Below are 17,610 nucleotides of genomic sequence, written 5' to 3' on the forward strand. Positions count from 1 at the left end.
GTGTCAGGCGGTCCTCATCCAGCGGTCCCGCAGCCCGGCCAGTACGGCGATGGACACCGCCAGCAGGACCAGGCTGAGGGCGATGGCGGCGGCCGGGTCGTTCTGCAGGGCGAGGTAGACCGCGAGCGGCATGGTCTGGGTGCGGCCGGGGAAGCTGCCGGCGAAGGTGATCGTCGCGCCGAACTCCCCGAGGGCCCGGGCCCAGGCCAGTACGGCACCGGCCGCGACGCCGGGGGCGATCAGCGGCAGCGTGACCCGGCGGAACGCGGTGAAGCGGGAGGCGCCCAGGGTGGCGGCAGCCTCCTCGTAGCGCGGGTCGGCGGCCCGCAGCGTGCCCTCGACGCTGATGACGAGGAACGGCATCGCCACGAACGTCTCGGCGAGGACGACGCCCGTGGTGGTGAAGGGCAGGGTGACGCCGAACCACGCGTCCAGCCACTGGCCGACGACGCCGTTGCGGCCGAGGGCGAGCAGCAGGGCGACACCGCCCACCACCGGGGGCAGCACCAGTGGGAGCGTCACCAGGGCGCGGACCAGGCCGCGGCCGGGGAAGTCCGTACGGGCCAGCAGCCAGGCCAGCGGAACGCCGACGACCAGGCTCAGCGCGGTCGCCGTCGTGGCGCACAGCAGCGACAGCCGCAGCGCCTCCCACACCTCGGGGCTGGTCAGCTGCTCGGGGAGGCTGCGCCAGGGGGCGCGCAGGAGGAGGGCGAGGAGGGGCACCAGGAGGAACGCCAGGCCCAGGAGGGCGGGCGCGAGGAGGGCGAGGGGGACACCGCGGCCGGGGGCGCGGGGGCGTGCCTTCCGAGGCGTTTCCCGGCCGGTGGTCATGGCTTGAGGAATCCCGCCCCGCTCAGTACCTTCCGGCCCTCCGGCGACTTGACCAGTTCCACGAACTCCTTCGCCGCCGAGGGGTTCGGGGCGTTCTCGAGCCGGGCGATCGGACAGTCGTTGACGGCCTCGGCGGACTCCGGGAATTCCACGCCCTCCACCTTGTCACCGGCCGCCTTCACATCCGTGCGGTACACGACGGCGGCGTCGGCCTCCTTCAGCTCGACCTTCGTCAGGGCGCTCTTGACGTCCTGCTCGTACGAGACCGGCTCCAGCTCCACGCCGCCGGAGGTGAGGGCGGTCCGCGCGGCGGCTCCGCAGGGCACCGTCTCGTCGCACAGCACGACCTTGAGGCCGGACGCGGTCAGATCCTCGAGGGAGTCGATCGCGTGCGGGTTGCCCGGCGCGGTGGCGATCTCCAGCCGGTTGCGGGCGAACGTGCTCGGGCTGCCCGCCGTGAGCCCCTCGTCCGTCACGAGCTTCATCGTCCTGGTGCTGGCCGCCGCGAAGACGTCGGCCGGTGCGCCGTTGCCGATGCCGGCCGCCAGACCGTCGCTGCCGCCGAAGCTGAAGGCGACCTCGGTCCCCGGGTGCTCCTTCTCGAAGCGCTCGCCCAGCGTCGTGAAGCTCTCCTTCAGCGAGGCGGCCGCGAAGACGGTGACCGTGCCGGTGACGCCCTGCCCGCCGGCCTCCGCGGACGGGTCCGAGCCGGACGCGGAGCAGGCGCTCAGCGCCAGTAGGGCGGCGGCTGTCCCGGCGCCGGTGATCCGACGGGTCCGATGCGGACGGGGCATCTCGGAGCACTCCCTCGGGGACCGGGGAAGAGCCCGCAGAGCCCTTCCGATTACACCGATCATACTGGCGTATCTGCCAGGTGTTCACTCCTTGTCCCATCGCATGAGCAAGGAAAAGTTGCCGGAGGGGACGCATGTGCGTTCGCTCGGGTGTGTTGCCGCCGTCAGGTGCGGTCGATATGGACGTTCGTCGACTTCACGCGGGCCGTGGCCTCCATGCCGACCTCCAGCCCCAGTTCCTCGACGGCCTCCCGGGTGAGCAGCGACACGAGGCGGTGCGGACCGGCCTGGATCTCGACCTGGGCGGCGACGTCGCCGAGCTTGATCGCGGTGACGATGCCGGGGAAGGCGTTGCGGGCGGAGGTGTACGGGGTGCCCTCCTCGGCGGCACCGGCCCTGGCGAGTTCGACGGAGAACGCCGCCAGGTCCCGTCCGTCGACGAGCCGGCGTCCGCCGTCGTCGCGGTGGGTGGTGATACGCCCCGCGTCCGCCCAGCGGCGGGCGGTGTCCGGGCTCACGCCGAGCAGCCTCGCTGCCTGGCCGATCGTGTAGGACTGCATGCCGGTCACGATAGGTGGTGCCGCGGGTGCGTCAGCCCCGCTCGGCGGGAGCCGCCGTGCTCGCGCGGACGACGAGGTCCGTGCCCAGTTCCACGCGGGGGGAGTCCGGCTGTTCGTCGCGGGTGAGACGGAGCACCGTGCGGACGGCGAGTTTGCCCATGTCGGCCAGGGGCTGGCGGACGGTGGTCAGCGGCGGCGCCGACCAGCGGACTTCCGGAAGGTCGTCGAAGCCGACCACGCTCATGTCCTCCGGGACCCTGAGCCCCCGGCCGCGCAGCGCCTCGATCGCCCCCAGCGCCATCTGGTCGCTGGCCGCGAACACCGCGGTCGGCGGCTCCGGCAGGTCCAGCAGGACGTTGCAGCCCGCGAAGCCGGACTCCGGCTTGAAGTCGCCGGGCACCACCAGCGACGCGTCGGGTGTGATGCCCGAGCCTTCGAGCGCCGCCCGGTAACCGTCGAGCCGCGCACGTGAGCAGAGCAGCCGCGGCGGCCCGGCGATCATGCCGATCCTGCGGTGCCCCAGGGCCAGCAGGTGCTCGGTCGCGGCCAGACCCCCCGACCAGTTGGCGGCGCCGACGGTGGGCACGTCCAGGGCGGGGGAGCCCGCAGGGTCCACGACCACCAGCGGCACCCCCAGGACGCGCAACTCCTCGTGCAGCGTGGACTCCAGCGTCGAGGTCACGAGGATGACGCCGTCGGACGCGCGGGCCCGCAGGTTGCGCATCCACTCCCGGGCGTCACCGGAGCGTCCGTGGATCGCCGACACCACCGTGCCCACCCCGGCGCCGTGGGCGACCTCCTCGACACCGCGGATGATCTCCACGGCCCAGGGGCTGTCGAGGTCGTTGAAGACGAGGTCGAGCAGGGCCGCACGGGAGGGGGAGGCGGCGGGGCGCTTGCGGTAGCCGTGACGGCGCAGCAGGTCCTCGACCCGGGCGCGGGTCCCCGGGGAGACGTCGGAGCGGCCGTTGACCACGCGGGAGACGGTCGGTACGGAGACGCCGGCCTGCCGGGCGATCTCGGTGATCGTGACTCTGCCCCCGGCGCCGGCCCCCTGTGCTGCCACTTGCCCCACCTCCGTGACGAAACCCGCGGAACTTCCAGGAGTCTTCCGGAAAGCGGGTGCCCGTGGGAAGGCGTCGCGGGGCGGGCTCTCGCCGGGGGACCGGCCGGTCACCCCTTCCACGCGCCGGACCACAGTGAGTGATCCGCCCCGGACACGCGTCGGGGCCGGTGCGCGGGAGGTTCCGCGTCCGGCCCCTGGTGTTTCCGGGCGGGCCCCGTTCCGCCCGGTCGTGCTCAGGCGGTGGTCAGGCTGGCGCCCCGGGGACGCTGCGGGGCGATGACGCTGCCGTCGGGCAGGAGTTCACCGGTGTCCTCGAAGAACACGACCCCGTTGCACAGCAGGCTCCAGCCCTGCTCCGGGTGGTGCGCCACGAGACGGGCGGATTCCCGGTCGGCGGAGTCGGCTGAGGGGCACGGTGGCTGGTGCTGGCACATGGATGGGATCTCTCGCTCTGTGGTGACCTGTGAGTCGGCTGTCGTTTCAGTTCCGCGGCGTGAAGCTTCGCTCATGGCCGCCCCCCCCGTTGTGATAGGTCGGTCGAAACCAGTGTTGCCCCATGGACGAGGATCCGCAGGGATTTCGCGGCACCGCTCCTCACAGGTTGAGGACGCGTCACCCGTGCGGACGGTTCATCTCAACTGCACTGTCAATTCGGGTGGTTCGCCGTGGCCGGATGGGGCTAGTCCCCTGGGAACGGCACGTACCCCGCCGCGTCGGGAGTTCCGGGCGGCGGGGTACGCGGTGTCTTCTCAGGCGGGTGAGCCGAGCAGGCGGGTCGGTGCCACCCGGTGCGTCAGGACCGGGAGCAGGTCGGTGAACCGGTGCGGGCGGTGGGCCGCGATGCCGGGCGGTGCCGGGGCGAGCGGGACGAGCAGATCACCGGCGGCCGGGTGGCCGGTGGCGCCGTCCGCGGTGGGATCGTCGTGCAGCCAGAGCGCCAGCATGTAGAGCCCCGGCACCGAGAGCAGCCGGGGCTGGTACGGCTGCGTCATGGCCTCGGCCTGGCGCAGCGCGAGCTCGGTGGAGGTGATGTAAGGGCCCTCGAAGAAGCGGGAGAACGCCCAGCCGTCGGCGGTGAGCACCGTGTCCGCGGCGGCGACCGCGCGGTCACCGGTGCGGATCAGGAAACGCCAGCCGGCCAGCCGGGTCGCGGTTCCGCCCTCGGGGGTGGTCCGGTCCAGGACGTGCACGGGGAGGGGCAGCTCGGCTGAGGCGGGTCCCTGGGCGACGAGCAGAGAGGGAGTTCGGGCTTCGCGGACCGCGGTCGGAGAGGAGAGCGCGGTCAGGACGGAACGCAGTGCGGGCGCGGGAGCCGGGAGGACATGCAGCGGCATGGTGGGTCGCCTCTCATTCGAAGGCACAGTGGCGCGAGGGCGGGGCGTGGCGGGGCGGACGGCGCTGTCAGCTCGCGAAGGTCAGAGAGGCAGGGGCCGGGACTCGAGTCCGGGAGACGGGGCGAGGAGTGCCGCACGCCACCTCTCGGCTGGATCACTCGAACCGTGGGCGCCAACCTTCTGCCTTGTGCGCAAAGTTTATACGACACGTGTTCAGACTGTGTTTCCACTAGCTGTTTTCGACCGGCGGAACAAGGGTACTTCTGGCCGGTGAAACGCGAAAGATATCCCGATTTCAGGCAGGGTGCACGCCGATGACCTCGGAAAATGACCGCGAAGCGGTCGGCCCATTCTCGTCGGCGTTTTTCACGAGTTCGCAACAGACCCGCAAGTCGCCTTCCGTGCCATGCCTCGTGAATGTGCCACTGGTCACCGTCGACCAGACTAGCGGTCCATGGTGCCGTCCGGGGCGTTATCGATCGCATCGACGGGGCATCCTTGCCTGTGGACCGGGACCCCGGCGGACGATCTTCGGTCCGCCCGTGCAAGAAGGGACGCTTCGATGGGGGAGAAGGTCGTGGCAGGTCAGTTCGACCTCTCCGATCGCCAGCGCTACCGCGAGAAGCTCCGCAGCTGCCTGACGGGCTTGGAGCGACTCCTGGCGGAGAAGCGGTTCGACCGCCCCAAGAACCTCATGGGGCTGGAGATCGAATTGAATCTCGCGGGTGCCGACGGCATGCCGAAAATGTTGAATGCGCAAGTCCTCGAAAGGATCGCCAGCAGGGACTTCCAAACAGAGCTCGCCATGTTCAATCTGGAAGTGAACATCGCTCCTCACCGATTGGGCGGGCGGGTATTCGACCGGCTCGACGAGGAACTGCGCACCTCGCTCGCGTACGCCGACCGGAAAGCCGGTGAGGTGGACGCGGGGATCGTGATGATCGGCATCCTGCCGACGCTGGACCGGGACGACCTGGTCTCCTCGAATCTTTCCGACGTCGATCGCTACGCATTGCTCAACGAACAGATCGTGGCCGCGCGCGGTGAGGACTTCACCCTCGACATCGACGGCGTCGAGCGCCTCAGCTGCACCTCCAAGTCCATCGCCCCCGAGGCCGCCTGCACCTCGGTGCAGCTGCACCTCCAGGTCACCCCGGAGCGCTTCGCCGGTGTGTGGAACGCGGCCCAGGCCGTCGCCGCCGCCCAGGTGGCCGTCGGCGCCAACTCGCCGTTCCTGTTCGGCCGCGAACTGTGGCGGGAGTCCCGGCCCCCGTTGTTCCAGCAGTCCACCGACACGCGCCCGCCCGAGCTCCAGGCCCAGGGCGTGCGGCCGCGCACCTGGTTCGGGGAGCGGTGGGTGACGTCGGCCTTCGACCTGTTCGAGGAGAACCTGCGCTACTACCCGGCCCTGCTGCCTATCTGCGACGACGAGGACCCGCTCGAGGTGCTGGACCGGGGCGGCGTCCCCTCACTCGCGGAACTCGTCCTGCACAACGGCACCGTCTACCGCTGGAACCGCCCCGTCTACGGCATCGCCGACGGCGTCCCCCACCTGCGCGTGGAGAACCGCGTACTGCCCGCCGGCCCCACCGTCACCGACGTCATCGCCAACGCGGCCTTCTACTACGGCGTGGTCCGTGCCCTCGCCGAGGACAGCCGGCCGGTGTGGACCCGGCTGCCGTTCGAGGCGGCGGCCGCCAACTTCGACGCCGCCTGCGAGCACGGCATCGACGCCCGCCTCATCTGGCCCCGGCGCGGCCGCCTCGGTGGGCTGGGCGAGGTGGACGCGGTCACCCTCGTACGGGACGAACTGCTGCCGCTCGCCGAGGCCGGGCTGGACGCGTGGGGGATCGAGCCCGCCGACCGCGATCTGTACCTCGGGGTGATCGAGGAGCGGTGCCGACGGAGGGTGAACGGCGCGACCTGGCAGGCCGCGACCTTCCACCGGGCCCTGGACCTGGGCCTCGGCCGGGAGGCCGCCCTGGCCGCCACCACCCTCCGCTACCGCGAGCTGACACAGCAGGGCGATCCGGTGCACAGCTGGCCGGTGGGGCTGCCGGAGACGGTGCCGACGGGCTGACCCCCGCGGACCACCACCTCACGGCCCCACGGATCACCCCCGCACGACCCCCCGGCCGGGCGCACAGCCGCTGCCCTCATACTGATCGGACCCGATCGGTGATGTGGAGGCAGGTGTGCAGGCGGAGGCCGGCCCGGGGGCCGATTCGTATTCCGAGCGGAGGCCCTCGCGGACGACGCTCCGCAACGAGACGCTTCTCGTGCTTGCGCTGTCGCTCGGCGCGAGCGGAGTGTCGGCCCTGATCAGCTTCGTCGGCTCGGTCACCGAGCCGGGCGGCCTGAAGGACCAGGCGGCCACCCTCAACGCCTCGGCCGCGCCGGGCCGCCCCTGGCTGGACCTGGCCTGGCAGCTCTTCGGGATCACCACGGCGCTCGTGCCGGTGGCGCTCGTCGCGCACTTCCTGCTGCGCGAGGGCGCGGGGCTGCGCACCCTAGGCTTCGACCGCACCCGCCCCTGGTCCGACCTCGGCCGCGGAGCGGCGGTCGCGGCGGGCATCGGCAGCAGCGGCATCGCGTTCTACCTGGCCATGCGCGGCCTCGGCTTCAACCTCACGGTGGTGCCGGAGGCACTGCCCGAGGTGTGGTGGAAGTACCCCGTGCTGATCCTGTCCGCGATGCAGAACTCGATCCTCGAAGAGGTCGTCGTCGTCGGTTATCTGCTGCGCCGGCTCGATCAGTTGGGCTGGAGCCCCGGCGCCTCGCTGGCGGCCAGTTCGGTGCTGCGCGGCTCGTACCACCTCTACCAGGGCATCGGCGGCTTCATCGGGAACATGGTGATGGGCGTGGTGTTCGTGTACCTCTACCGGCGCTGGGGGCGCGTCGGTCCGCTGGTGGCCGCGCACACGCTGCTCGACGTCGGGGCGTTCGTGGGGTACGCGCTGCTGGCCGGCAAGGTGGACTGGCTGCCGACGGCGTGAGACAGCGGCGAAGGGGCGTACGGAGCGGCCGTACGCCCCTTCGCCGTACCGGGTTCAGACCAGCAGGTTCCCCTCGATGACCGTCACGGCCCGTCCGCTCAGCAGGGTGCGCCCACCGCGCACCTCGGTGCGGACGCGGCCGGAGCGCGGCGAGGCCTGGAGGCCGGTGAGGACGGAGCGGCCGAGGCGCTCGGACCAGTAGGGGGCCAGAGCGGTGTGCGCGCTGCCGGTGACCGGGTCCTCGTCGATGCCGACGTTCGGGAAGAAGCAGCGGGAGACGAAGTCGTAGCCGAGGGCGGGGTTCTCCGCGCGGGCGGTGGCGATGACGCCGCGCTCGGAGTGGGCGGCCAGGGCCTTGAGGTCGGGCCGCAGGGCGTGGACGGTCCGCTCGTCGGCGACCTCGACGAGCAGGTCCCCGATGTCCGGGCCGGTGTCGAACGCCGTGAGCGGCCGGGCGCCCAGCGCCTCGGCGACGCCTTCGGGAACGTCGACCGCGGTGAGCGGGGCGGTGGGGAAGTCCAGGGTGACGGAGCCGTCCTCGCCGGGCGTGGCGATGAGGACGCCGCTGCGGGTGGCGAAGCGCACCGGTCCCCGGTGCGTGCCGGTGGTGTGCAGGACGTGCGCGGTGGCCAGTGTCGCGTGGCCGCACATCGCGACCTCGGTGGCGGGGGTGAACCAGCGCAGTGCCCAGTCGGCGTCGCCGCCCGCGGGGAGCGGGTGGGCGAAGGCCGTCTCGGCGTGGTTGACCTCCAGGGCGACGTTCTGCAGCCAGGGGTCGCCCGGGAAGGCGTCAAGCAGCAGCACTCCGGCGGGGTTGCCGGCGAAGGGCCGGTCGGTGAAGGCGTCGACGATTCGAATCCGCATGTCCTGACGGTAAGGGCCGTGCGAAACCCCGGGCCAAGGCCAATCCGCGGGTGCCGGCCCGGTCGCCGCGGGCACCGGCCCGACCGAGCGGTTGCCGAACGAGCTGTTCCGATATATCGTTGAAGCATCGCGACAGATCAACGATGGAATGGAGTGGTTGCGATGCGTACCCATGGTCACGAGCACGGACACGGTCACGGCGGCCCGCGTGGCGGCCGGGGCGACTTCGAACGGCTGCGGGCGGCCTTCGGGCCCTTCGGTCCGGGGGGCCCGGGTGGTCCCGGCGGCCCCTTCGGCCCGGGCTTCGGGCACGGCGGCCCCTGGGGCGGGCGAGGGCGCGGCGGACCGAGGGGAAGGGCGCGGCGCGGTGACGTGCGGGCCTCGATCCTGGCCCTGCTGAAGGACCGTCCGATGCACGGCTACGAGATGATCCAGGAGATCGCCGAGCGCAGCGGCGGGGCGTGGAAGCCCAGCCCCGGCTCGGTGTACCCCACCCTCCAGCTGCTGGAGGACGAGGGGCTGATCGCCAGCGAGTCCGAGGGTGGCAAGAAGCTGTTCTCGCTCACCGACGCCGGCCGCTCGGCGACCGGGGAAGGTCCCGAGGCTCCCTGGGAGGAAGCCTCGCGCGGGGTCGACTGGGAGGCGCTGAGCGAGATCCGGCAGGCCGGCTTCGGCCTGATGGAGGCCTTCGGACAGGTCTGGAAGACGGGCAGCAAGGAGCAACGGGAGAAGGCTCTCGCCGTCATCAACGAGGCCCGCAAGAAGCTGTACCTCATCCTCGCCGACGAGGACTGACGGGATCGGTGGGGGTCGGCGGGGGCGTGGCGCAAACCGGCGCGCGCCCCTCGGGCGGAAACACCCTGATCTCCTCCGCAAGGAGGAGATTCCGGCCCGGGACGTCCACTTCCCGTGGGACGCCAAGATGCTTCCCGCCGGGGATGTCCCGGGCCCGCGGGGCTGATGGGGTGGGGGACGTGCAACCCCGTATCCCCCGGCGACAGGCCCAGGAACTCCAGGGGCAGGGCATCCACCGCGCGGAGAACGATGCCAGGCTCGGCGCCGAGCTGGCAGCGGTGGTGGCCGGTGCCCGGCGCAGAGCGGTCCGGGACGGGGACCGGCAGATCGACACCGCCCACCTGCTGCATTCGCTCCTGGAGTCCGACACCGAGGTGAGAGCCGCCTTCGGCGAGGGCCCGCGGATCGCCCGGCTGCTCGGCTACCTGGTCCAGCGCAGCATCGGCTACGGCCTGCGCTGGCAGGGCGCGGTCGAGGACTCCGGCGGCGTCCCCGCGGTGACCGAGGCCGCGGGCCTCTCGCCGCTGGCCGCGAGCTGCGTGGAGTACGCCCACGAGCGCGCCGCCCGCCACGGCCGCGGTCCGGCGTGCGGTACGGACCTGCTCGCGGCGATCGTCGTGGACCCGCGGGCGCGTGCCGTCGAGGTCCTCGAACGCGCCGGAATCGACCCGCGTGAACTCTTCGCCCGGCTCGAGGTGCCGTCCAGCCGGTGAGACAGGTGCCATGGAGGGTGACGCTCCTGTCGGGGCCTGTCATCATGTGCCGGTGCCTACCTCTGTCAGTACCCCGGGCGACCACCGAAAGGGCGTCGGACTCGGCCTCGCGCTGTTGTCCGCACTGGCCTTCGGGGGCTCCGGTGTGGCCGCCAAGCCACTGATCGAGGCGGGTCTCGACCCGCTCCACGTCGTGTGGCTGCGGGTGGCGGGCGCGGCGCTCGTCATGCTGCCGCTGGCGGTGCGCCACCGGGGACTCCTGCGCAGCAGGCCCGGACTGCTCGCCGGGTTCGGCCTGTTCGCCGTGGCCGGCGTCCAGGCCTGCTACTTCGCCGCCCTCTCCCGCATCCCCGTCGGGGTCGCGCTGCTGGTCGAGTACCTGGCGCCCGCGCTCGTGCTCGGCTGGGTGCGGTTCGTGCAGCGGCGGCCGGTGACCCGTGCCGCCGCGGTCGGCGTGGTCCTGGCGGTGGGCGGGCTCGCCTGTGTCGTGGAGGTGTGGGCGGGCCTCGGCTTCGACGCGCTCGGTCTGCTGCTCGCGCTCGGCGCGGCCTGCTGCCAGGTCGGCTACTTCGTCCTGTCCGACCGGGGCAGCGACGGCGAGGAGGCCCCCGACCCGCTCGGTGTGGTCGCCTATGGGCTGCTGATCGGCGCAGCCGTCCTCACCGTCGTCGCCCGGCCCTGGTCCATGGACTGGTCCGTCCTCACCGGCCACGCGGAGATGAACGGCACTCCGGTCGCCGCCTTCGCGCTGCTGGCCTGGATCGTCCTCGTCGCCACGGTCGTCGCGTACGCCACGGGAGTGCTCTCGGTACGCCGGCTCTCCCCGCAGGTCGCCGGTGTCGTGGCCTGTCTGGAGGCGGTCATCGCCACCGTCCTCGCCTGGGTCCTGCTCGGCGAGCACCTGTCGGCGCCGCAGATCGTGGGCGGCGCGGTGGTCCTGACGGGCGCCTTCATCGCCCAGTCCTCGGCCCCGGCGAAGGGCTCCGGGGAACCGGTGGCGAGCGGCGGGCCCGAAAGGGAGTTGTCCACGCCGGGAACGACTGCTTAAGGTGCTGATCATGCACGCACGCGCACGTGTCCTTCCGCCTCCGATCGCCTGAGGCGGGCCCTCCGGTACATCCGCCCGGCTGGTCGCCGGGCGTGACGGTGCTGCCCGCGGACGGAGTCCGCGGATCCCGCCGCCCCGGCCCCGGCCGGGACCGATCCGGGATCCCTTCCCGAACCTCCGCGCCCACGCCGACGCGCGTGGCGCGCGCATCCGCGGAGAGAACACGTGTCGAACGCCGTCTCCGGCCTGCCCGTAGGGCGAGGCCTCCTCTATCTGATCGTCGCCGGTGCCGCCTGGGGCACCGCGGGCGCCGCCGCGTCACTGGTCTACCGGACCAGCGACATGGGTCCCGTCGCCCTGTCCTTCTGGCGCTGCGCGGCCGGCCTGGTGCTGCTGCTCGCCGCCCGGCCGCTGTCGCGGCGCGCCCGCACCGCCGCCCCCGAACCGCTCGGCCGACGGGCGCTGCGGGCCGGGGCCACCGGCATCGGACTCGCGGTCTTCCAGACCTCCTACTTCGCGGCCGTCTCCGCCACGGGACTCGCGGTGGCCACCGTCATCACCCTCGGCGCCGGACCCGTACTGATCGCGCTCGGCGCGCGACTGACCCTGGGCGAGCGCCTCGGACGCGGCGGACTGGCCGCCGTCGTGGGCGCGCTCGCCGGACTCGTCGTGCTCGTCCTCGGCGGCGGGGGCGCGACCGTGGACCCGTGGGGGGTGCTGCTCGCCCTGCTGTCCGCGGCCGGGTACTCGGTGATGACGCTGCTCACCCGCCGGTGGGGACGTGACGGCGGTACGGACTCCTCCGGTACGACCGTCGGGGCGTTCGCCGTCACCAGCCTGGTGCTGCTGCCGTTCGCCGCGGCCGAGGGACTGGTGCCGCACACCGACGCCCCCGGCACCCTGCTGTGCCTGCTGGCGTACGTCGCCTCCGTGCCGACGGCACTCGCGTACGGCCTCTACTTCGCCGGCGCGGCCGTCGTACGGTCGGCCACCGTCTCCGTGATCATGCTGCTGGAGCCGGTGAGCGCGGCGGTGCTCGCGGTCGCCCTGCTCGGTGAGCGGCTCACGACGGCCACCCTGGCCGGCACCCTGCTGCTGCTCGGCTCGGTCGCGGGCCTCGCGGTGGGCGAGGCGCGGGGCGCGCGGGCCCGCAAGGAGGAGCCGGGCACGGTGCCGGTGTGACGGCCGGGGCCCTTCCGCGCGGGAGGGCCCCGGCCCGGAGGTCAGGCCGGCCGCCGACGCAGGACGTGCGCGCGTGCCTCCGCGTCACGCGCGCCGTCCCGGTCCGCCAGCCCGGCCGCGATGCGCTCCCGTACCGCCTCGGACCGCTTGCCCGCGTACTTGAACTTCGCCCGTACGCCCGTCACTTCGAGCCGGAGGCCGCGGATCCCGGACAGCGGTCCGCCGTACGGGGCCTCGCCCGCCGCCGCCCGCGCGGAGCCGCCCTCCGGCCGGAAGTGGCCCACCTGGCGGTCGAGGAGCGCGGCCTTTCGTGCCGGATCGTCCACGACATGGGCGCGGCAACGCAGTCGGACGGACGCGTAGAGGCTCGTCGGGACACCGTGCTCGGGCGGGGTGCCGGGCTCGGCCTGCCAGGGGCCGGGGACGTACGCGTAGTCGTCGACCACGCTCAGCAGGACCTCCGGATGCGCCTCGACGGCGCGCCGGAGCGGGTTGGGCCGGGCCAGGTGGGTGACCGCCTCGCCGCGCTCGGCGTCGTACGCGAAGTGCAGCGGCTGGACGTACGGCGGTTCGCCCGGAAGGCCGTTGACCGCGAGCCGGCCGAAGTCGTGCGTGGCCGGCCGGCGCTGCCACTCGTCGTCGTGGGGCGCGTCCCGGAGGTGGATCAGCGTCACCGGGCCGCCAGGTAGCCGGGCAGTTCGGTGCCGGGGGCCAGGTCCGGGTCGGCGAGCGGGGTGCCGTAGCCCTTGCGCAGCGGGACGACGCCGGCCCAGTGGGGCAGGGCGAGGTCCTCGGGCTCGTCGTTGACTCCGCCGGTGCGGAGCTTGGCGGAGACCTCGTCCAGGTCGAGGCGGATCACCGCCGTGGCGGCCAGTTCCTTCTTGTTGGCCGGCCGGGAGTCGGCGGCGCGGCCCGGTACGACATGGTCGACCAGGGCGTCGAGGGCTCGCCGCTTCTCCTCGGGGTCGGTCACGTCGTGCGCCACGCCGTGCACCACCACGGAGCGGTAGTTGATCGAGTGGTGGAAGGCCGAGCGGGCCAGCACCAGCCCGTCGACGTGGGTGACGGTCAGGCAGACCGGGAGCCCGGAGTCCGCCTGGCCCGCCGCGCGCAGCGGGCGCGAGCCGGTCGAACCGTGGACGTAGAGACGCTCGCCGACCCGGCCGTACAGCGTGGGCAGCACCACCGGCGCGCCGTCCCGGACGAAGCCGAGATGGCAGACGTAGCCCTCGTCGAGTATCGCGTGCACCAGCTCCTTGTCGTACGCGGCACGGTCGGGGGAGCGGGTGGGGACGGTGCGCTCGGTGGGCGGGTAGGTGGCGGGCCGCTGCTGCCGGGTCCCCTGCATGGCGTTCTCCATTGCACTAGTGCATAATTTGGTTTGTGCTAGGAGAGTATCGGATCAGTGGGCGGCGTGCGGCGGAGATTTCCGCGAGCATCGAGCGCGCGGTGGGGGACGGGGCGTTGCGGCCGGGTGAACCGCTGCCGCCGATGCGGGAGTTGGCGGAGCGGCTCGGGGTGAACCCGAACACCGTCGCCGCCGCGTACCGGACCCTGCGCGAGCGCGGGGTCATCGAGACCGCGGGCCGGCGGGGGAGCCGGGTGCGGTCCAAGCCGGCCACCACCGCGCGTGAACTCATCCGGGTGGAGGCCCCGCCGGGCGTGCGGAACCTGTCCGAGGGCAACCCGGACCCCGCGCTGCTGCCCCCGCTGGCCGGGGTGTTCGCGGCGGCGGCCGGGGAGGGCGACCGGGAGCCGGTGCTGTACGGGCACGCGCCCGTGGAACCCGAGCTGGCACGGCTGGCGCGGGCCGGTCTGGACGCCGACGGCGTTCCGGACGGGCCCGTCGCCGTCACCTCGGGCGCGCTGGACGCGATGGAGCGGGTGCTCGTGGCACACCTCAGACCCGGGGACGCGGTCGCGGTGGAGGACCCGGGGTGGGGGAGCCTGCTGGACCTGGTCCCGGCGCTGGGACTGCGGACCGTCCCCGTGGGGGTCGACGACGAGGGCCCTTCGCCCGATGACGTGCGGAGGGCGCTGGCGGGCGGGGCACGGGCCCTGATCGTGACGGACCGGGCGCAGAACCCGACCGGCGCCGCGCTGAGCGCCGCACGCGCGCGTGCCCTGCGCCAGGTGCTCGCCGACCACCCGGAGACGCTGCTCGTCGAGGACGACCACGGGCACCACATCGTCGACCTGCCGCTGCACGCCTTGGCGGGTACGACCCGCAGCTGGGCCTTCGTGCGCTCGGTGGCCAAGGCGTACGGCCCCGACCTGCGGCTCGCGGTGCTCACCGGGGACGCGGTCACCCTCGACCGGGTGCGCGGACGGCAGCGGCTCGGGCCGGGCTGGGTCAGCCGGATCGTCCAGCGCGCGGTGGTGCGGCTGTGGCGCGAGGGTGCGGTGGACCCGGCGGTCGTGGCCGCGCGGTACGGGCGGCGCCGGGAGGCGCTGATCGGGGCGCTGGCCGGGTGCGGGGTCGCGGCGCGCGGGCGCAGCGGCATGAACGTGTGGGTGCCGGTCCCCGACGAGACCGGCGCGGTCGCCCGGCTGCTGCACGCCGGCTGGGCGGTGGCCCCCGGTGCTCGCTTCCGGATGGACGCGGCGCCGGGGATCCGGGTCACGGTCTCGACGCTCACGGAGGGCGAGATCGGGCCGCTGTCCGAGGCGATCGCCGCGGCGATCGGTCCGGCCGGGGGGTTGGTGCGGACGTATGCCTGAGGCGGTGTCCGGGAGCGTGCTGGGCGGGGGGTGTTGCGCGGCCCGGCGTTTGCGGGGTGCCTCCCCCACTCTCGACTTCGCTCGAGCGGGGGACCCCCCATGAGCGGGAGGTGCCCCCACCGCCCACCCGTGCCGCCCCCGGGGGCACCTCCCAGGCCTTGAGGCACTGGGGGAGGCACGACTGCCCGCAGCTGCGCGGCGCTGTGGTGACGGGATGGCAGGGTGGCGGGGTGGGGTGGGCGCTGGGGTGATTGGCCGCAGCCGGGGCGGTTACGCCGGGCGCTTGGGTCTTACCTGAGTGAGGGCCGCGCCCGCCAGGACGATCGCCGCGCCCACCGGTGTCGACCAGGTCAGGGTTTCGCCGAGGATGGCGATGCCGGCCGCTGCGGCGATCACCGGGACGAAGTAGGTGACCATCTGGCCGGTCGTCGGGCCGACCTCGGCGACCAGGCCGTACTGGACGAGTACGGCCAGACCCGTGCCCAGCGTGCCCAGCGCGGCGATCGCCAGCAGCGGGCCGACGGCGAAGCGGGTCGGCAGTGTGGTGAACAGCGGGGTGACGACGGCCAGCTGGGCCGTGGCCAGCAGCAGCTGACCGCCGGTCAGGGACAGGTTCGAGTGGCTGCTGCCCGCCAGGGTGCGGCGGACGTAGATCCAGCCGACGGGGTAGCTCAGCGAGGCCAGCAGGGCCAGCGTCGTGCCGCGGGCGTCCAGGCCGTCGAAGCCCTGCCAGGCGCCCAGCACGGTCAGCACCCCGAGGAAGCCGAGGCCGAGCCCCGCCACCCGCACCCGGGTCGGCCGGTCCTCGGACAGCGCCACCAGCGACAGGGCCATGCCCCACAGCGGCGAGGTCGCGTTGCAGATGCCGGCGAGCGTGGACGGGATGGTCAGCTCCGCGAAGGCGAACAGCGAGAACGGCAGGGCGTTCAGCAGGAACCCGGCGACCGCGAGATGACCCCAGGTGCGCGCACCGCGCGGCAGCCCCTCCCGCCGCACCACCATCGCCACCGCCAGGACGGTGGTGCCGAAGGCCAGCCGGCCGAAGGTGACCTGGAAGGGGGCGTAGCCCTGGGTGCCGACCTTGATGAGGAGGAAGCTGAATCCCCAGATCAGGGAGAGCGCGCCGAAACGCAGCCGCCAGTCCAGGCGGGGGCGGGTGCGTTCCGGGGCGGGGCCGGCCGGGGCCGGTGTGGTGGTGGTCGCGGTGACGCTGCTCATGGACGCAACGATGCGGGACGTCCATCTCGTAGCACAATCGAGATTTCGCACCCGGTATCTCGTAGCATCGCTTACATGTTGAACCTGGAGCGCCTGCGCACCCTCGACGCCCTCGCCCGGCACGGCTCGGTCAGCGGCGCGGCCGAGGGGCTGCACATCACGACCTCGGCCGTCTCGCAGCAGATGTCCAAGCTGGAGCGCGAGGTCGGTCAGCGCCTGCTGGCCAGGAACGGGCGCGGGGTCCGGCTCACGGACGCGGGCCGGCTGCTCGCCGAGCACGCGGCGCGCATCCTCTCCCAGGTCGAGCTCGCCCAGTCCGACCTGGAGGCGCAGCGCGGACAGGTCGCCGGTGAACTGCGGGTCGCGGCGTTCCCGACCGCCGCGCGGGGGCTGTTCCCGGTGGCCCTGCGGGACCTGCGCGAGCGGCATCCCGCGCTGCGCGTGCGCTCCCGCGAGCAGGAGCCGGAGCAGGGCATCCGGGGAGTGGTGCGCGGGGACGTCGATCTCGCGGTGGTGCTCGACTGGTACAACAAGCCGATGCCGCTGCCCGACGGCCTGGTCAAGGCGCCCCTGCTGGACGACCCGGCCGATGTGGCGCTCCCGGCCGGTCACCGGTTCGCCGGCCGTGACGAGGTGGACCTCGCCGACTTCGCCGAGGACGAGTGGATCACCTGGGGCGAGGGCGAGTTCTGCCACGAGTGGCTGATGTTCACCCTGCGCTCCAAGGGCGTCGAACCGGTCATCGGCCACCGCGCCGCCGAGAGCCACACCCAGCTCGGCCTGGTCGCCGCGGGGCTCGGCGTCTGCATCGTCCCGCTGCTCGGCCGCGACCCGCTGCCCGACGGGGTGGTGACCGTCCCGCTCCGGCAGCGCGTACGACGGCACGTCTTCGTCGTCTGGCGCGCGGACGCCGACCGCCGCCCGTCGATCCGGGCGGCGGTACAGGCGCTGCGGGCGGCGGGGGAGCGGGTCGGGGAGAGCGCGGGGAGTTAGGGCAGCGTCGGCAGTTTCCTGAAGTCCCAGGAAACGATCTTCTCCGGGGTCAGGCGCAGCCAGGCGTGCCGGCCGTCGTGGGGCATCTCGTCCAGGCCGAAGTTCTTGCGGGCGAACAAGGTCTCCGGGACGTCGAGTTCCGCGCGCAGTTCGCCGGTGCGCGGGATCTCGCCCACGAACTCCACCCGCCCGGACAGCTCCGCGCCGCGCAGCTCGTCGTACTCCTCGCCCGTGTCGACCACGACCGCCACCCGCGGATCCCGCCGCAGGTCCGCCCAGCGCCGGCTGCGCACCACGGAGTACAGCCACAGCGAGGCGCCGTCCCAGGCGAACCAGAGCGTGCTGACGTGCGGCGCTCCGTCGGCGGACACCGTGGCGACCCGGCAGGTGCGCTGGACGGTGAGGAAGTCGTCCAGCTCACCGGGCGTCATCATGATCTTCCGGCCCCGGCGCTGCGTGGCGGTCATACGGCCCTCCGTCTCTCCTGTCGTGCCC

At 73.2% G+C, this 17,610-nt stretch carries 19 protein-coding genes; 8 read left to right on the top strand and 11 right to left on the bottom strand.

Annotated features, from left to right (window positions below; translation table 11 throughout):
• Window positions 1-3: 3 nt before the first annotated feature.
• The 6 genes from AB0A94_RS18785 to AB0A94_RS18810 all read right to left on the bottom strand — a co-directional run bounded on the left by AB0A94_RS18785 (window position 4) and on the right by AB0A94_RS18810 (window position 4,585).
• The gene (locus tag AB0A94_RS18785; protein ID WP_361745594.1) at window positions 4-831 is read right to left on the bottom strand and encodes an ABC transporter permease; all 828 of its coding nucleotides are present in this window, start codon (window positions 829-831) and stop codon (window positions 4-6) included.
• Window positions 828-1,625, bottom strand: a complete 798-nt coding sequence (modA, locus tag AB0A94_RS18790; RefSeq protein WP_361745596.1) for a molybdate ABC transporter substrate-binding protein — start codon at window positions 1,623-1,625, stop codon at window positions 828-830. The genes AB0A94_RS18785 and modA overlap by 4 nt, the downstream gene beginning before the upstream one ends.
• 164 nt (window positions 1,626-1,789) lie before the next feature.
• Window positions 1,790-2,185, bottom strand: coding sequence for a helix-turn-helix transcriptional regulator (locus tag AB0A94_RS18795; RefSeq protein ID WP_361745598.1), 396 nt, complete (start codon window positions 2,183-2,185; stop codon window positions 1,790-1,792).
• 31 nt (window positions 2,186-2,216) lie between these two features.
• Window positions 2,217-3,251 carry a LacI family DNA-binding transcriptional regulator gene (locus tag AB0A94_RS18800; protein ID WP_361745600.1) on the bottom strand — a complete coding sequence of 345 codons (1,035 nt, stop codon included), beginning with the start codon at window positions 3,249-3,251 and terminating at the stop codon, window positions 2,217-2,219.
• A 233-nt stretch (window positions 3,252-3,484) separates the two neighbouring features.
• Window positions 3,485-3,685 carry a DUF5999 family protein gene (locus AB0A94_RS18805; protein ID WP_217135590.1) on the bottom strand — a complete coding sequence of 67 codons (201 nt, stop codon included), beginning with the start codon at window positions 3,683-3,685 and terminating at the stop codon, window positions 3,485-3,487.
• 315 nt (window positions 3,686-4,000) lie between these two features.
• Window positions 4,001-4,585 carry a hypothetical protein gene (locus tag AB0A94_RS18810; RefSeq protein WP_361745601.1) on the bottom strand — a complete coding sequence of 195 codons (585 nt, stop codon included), beginning with the start codon at window positions 4,583-4,585 and terminating at the stop codon, window positions 4,001-4,003.
• A 562-nt stretch (window positions 4,586-5,147) separates the two neighbouring features.
• On the opposite strand from AB0A94_RS18810, the gene AB0A94_RS18815 reads away from it, so the two are divergent.
• Both AB0A94_RS18815 and AB0A94_RS18820 read left to right on the top strand, forming a co-directional pair.
• Entirely contained in the window at window positions 5,148-6,665 is a 1,518-nt protein-coding gene (locus AB0A94_RS18815) for a glutamate-cysteine ligase family protein (RefSeq protein WP_361745603.1), read from the top strand.
• A gap of 115 nt (window positions 6,666-6,780) precedes the next feature.
• A complete protein-coding gene (locus AB0A94_RS18820) occupies window positions 6,781-7,581 on the top strand; it encodes a type II CAAX endopeptidase family protein (protein ID WP_361745604.1) in 801 nt (266 codons plus the stop codon).
• Between the two features lie 54 nt (window positions 7,582-7,635).
• Here AB0A94_RS18820 and AB0A94_RS18825 read toward each other — a convergent pair whose 3' ends face one another.
• Window positions 7,636-8,445, bottom strand: a complete 810-nt coding sequence (locus AB0A94_RS18825; protein ID WP_361745606.1) for a PhzF family phenazine biosynthesis protein — start codon at window positions 8,443-8,445, stop codon at window positions 7,636-7,638.
• Window positions 8,446-8,607: 162 nt separating this feature from the next.
• Between AB0A94_RS18825 and AB0A94_RS18830 the strand changes: the two genes are divergently transcribed.
• The 4 genes from AB0A94_RS18830 to AB0A94_RS18845 all read left to right on the top strand — a co-directional run bounded on the left by AB0A94_RS18830 (window position 8,608) and on the right by AB0A94_RS18845 (window position 12,183).
• Complete coding sequence (locus tag AB0A94_RS18830; RefSeq protein WP_361745608.1) at window positions 8,608-9,240, top strand: PadR family transcriptional regulator; 633 nt, start codon at window positions 8,608-8,610, stop codon at window positions 9,238-9,240.
• A gap of 179 nt (window positions 9,241-9,419) precedes the next feature.
• Window positions 9,420-9,953 carry a Clp protease N-terminal domain-containing protein gene (locus AB0A94_RS18835; protein WP_361745609.1) on the top strand — a complete coding sequence of 178 codons (534 nt, stop codon included), beginning with the start codon at window positions 9,420-9,422 and terminating at the stop codon, window positions 9,951-9,953.
• Window positions 9,954-9,999: 46 nt separating this feature from the next.
• Window positions 10,000-11,001, top strand: coding sequence for an EamA family transporter (locus AB0A94_RS18840; RefSeq protein ID WP_361745611.1), 1,002 nt, complete (start codon window positions 10,000-10,002; stop codon window positions 10,999-11,001).
• A gap of 225 nt (window positions 11,002-11,226) precedes the next feature.
• The gene (locus AB0A94_RS18845; protein WP_361745613.1) at window positions 11,227-12,183 is read left to right on the top strand and encodes an EamA family transporter; all 957 of its coding nucleotides are present in this window, start codon (window positions 11,227-11,229) and stop codon (window positions 12,181-12,183) included.
• A 41-nt stretch (window positions 12,184-12,224) separates the two neighbouring features.
• Here AB0A94_RS18845 and AB0A94_RS18850 read toward each other — a convergent pair whose 3' ends face one another.
• Window positions 12,225-12,857, bottom strand: coding sequence for an FMN-binding negative transcriptional regulator (locus AB0A94_RS18850; RefSeq protein ID WP_361745615.1), 633 nt, complete (start codon window positions 12,855-12,857; stop codon window positions 12,225-12,227).
• Window positions 12,854-13,531, bottom strand: a complete 678-nt coding sequence (locus AB0A94_RS18855) for a pyridoxamine 5'-phosphate oxidase family protein (RefSeq protein ID WP_361745617.1) — start codon at window positions 13,529-13,531, stop codon at window positions 12,854-12,856. The genes AB0A94_RS18850 and AB0A94_RS18855 overlap by 4 nt, the downstream gene beginning before the upstream one ends.
• Before the next feature lie 35 nt (window positions 13,532-13,566).
• On the opposite strand from AB0A94_RS18855, the gene AB0A94_RS18860 reads away from it, so the two are divergent.
• The gene (locus AB0A94_RS18860) at window positions 13,567-14,904 is read left to right on the top strand and encodes an aminotransferase class I/II-fold pyridoxal phosphate-dependent enzyme (RefSeq protein ID WP_361745619.1); all 1,338 of its coding nucleotides are present in this window, start codon (window positions 13,567-13,569) and stop codon (window positions 14,902-14,904) included.
• A 270-nt stretch (window positions 14,905-15,174) separates the two neighbouring features.
• Here the strand turns inward: AB0A94_RS18860 and AB0A94_RS18865 are convergent, their stop codons facing one another.
• Window positions 15,175-16,122, bottom strand: coding sequence for a DMT family transporter (locus tag AB0A94_RS18865; protein ID WP_361745621.1), 948 nt, complete (start codon window positions 16,120-16,122; stop codon window positions 15,175-15,177).
• A gap of 75 nt (window positions 16,123-16,197) precedes the next feature.
• Here AB0A94_RS18865 and AB0A94_RS18870 point away from each other — a divergent pair, with 75 nt between their 5' ends.
• Window positions 16,198-17,115 carry a LysR family transcriptional regulator gene (locus AB0A94_RS18870; protein ID WP_361745623.1) on the top strand — a complete coding sequence of 306 codons (918 nt, stop codon included), beginning with the start codon at window positions 16,198-16,200 and terminating at the stop codon, window positions 17,113-17,115.
• Here the strand turns inward: AB0A94_RS18870 and AB0A94_RS18875 are convergent.
• On the bottom strand, window positions 17,112-17,582 hold the full coding sequence (locus AB0A94_RS18875; RefSeq protein ID WP_361745625.1) for a pyridoxamine 5'-phosphate oxidase family protein: 471 nt from the start codon (window positions 17,580-17,582) through the stop codon (window positions 17,112-17,114). The genes AB0A94_RS18870 and AB0A94_RS18875 overlap by 4 nt on opposite strands.
• Window positions 17,583-17,610: the final 28 nt, after the last annotated feature.

Origin of the sequence: Streptomyces sp. NPDC044984, assembly GCF_040646935.1 — a bacterium.
Classification (GTDB): Bacteria; Actinomycetota; Actinomycetes; order Streptomycetales; family Streptomycetaceae; genus Streptomyces.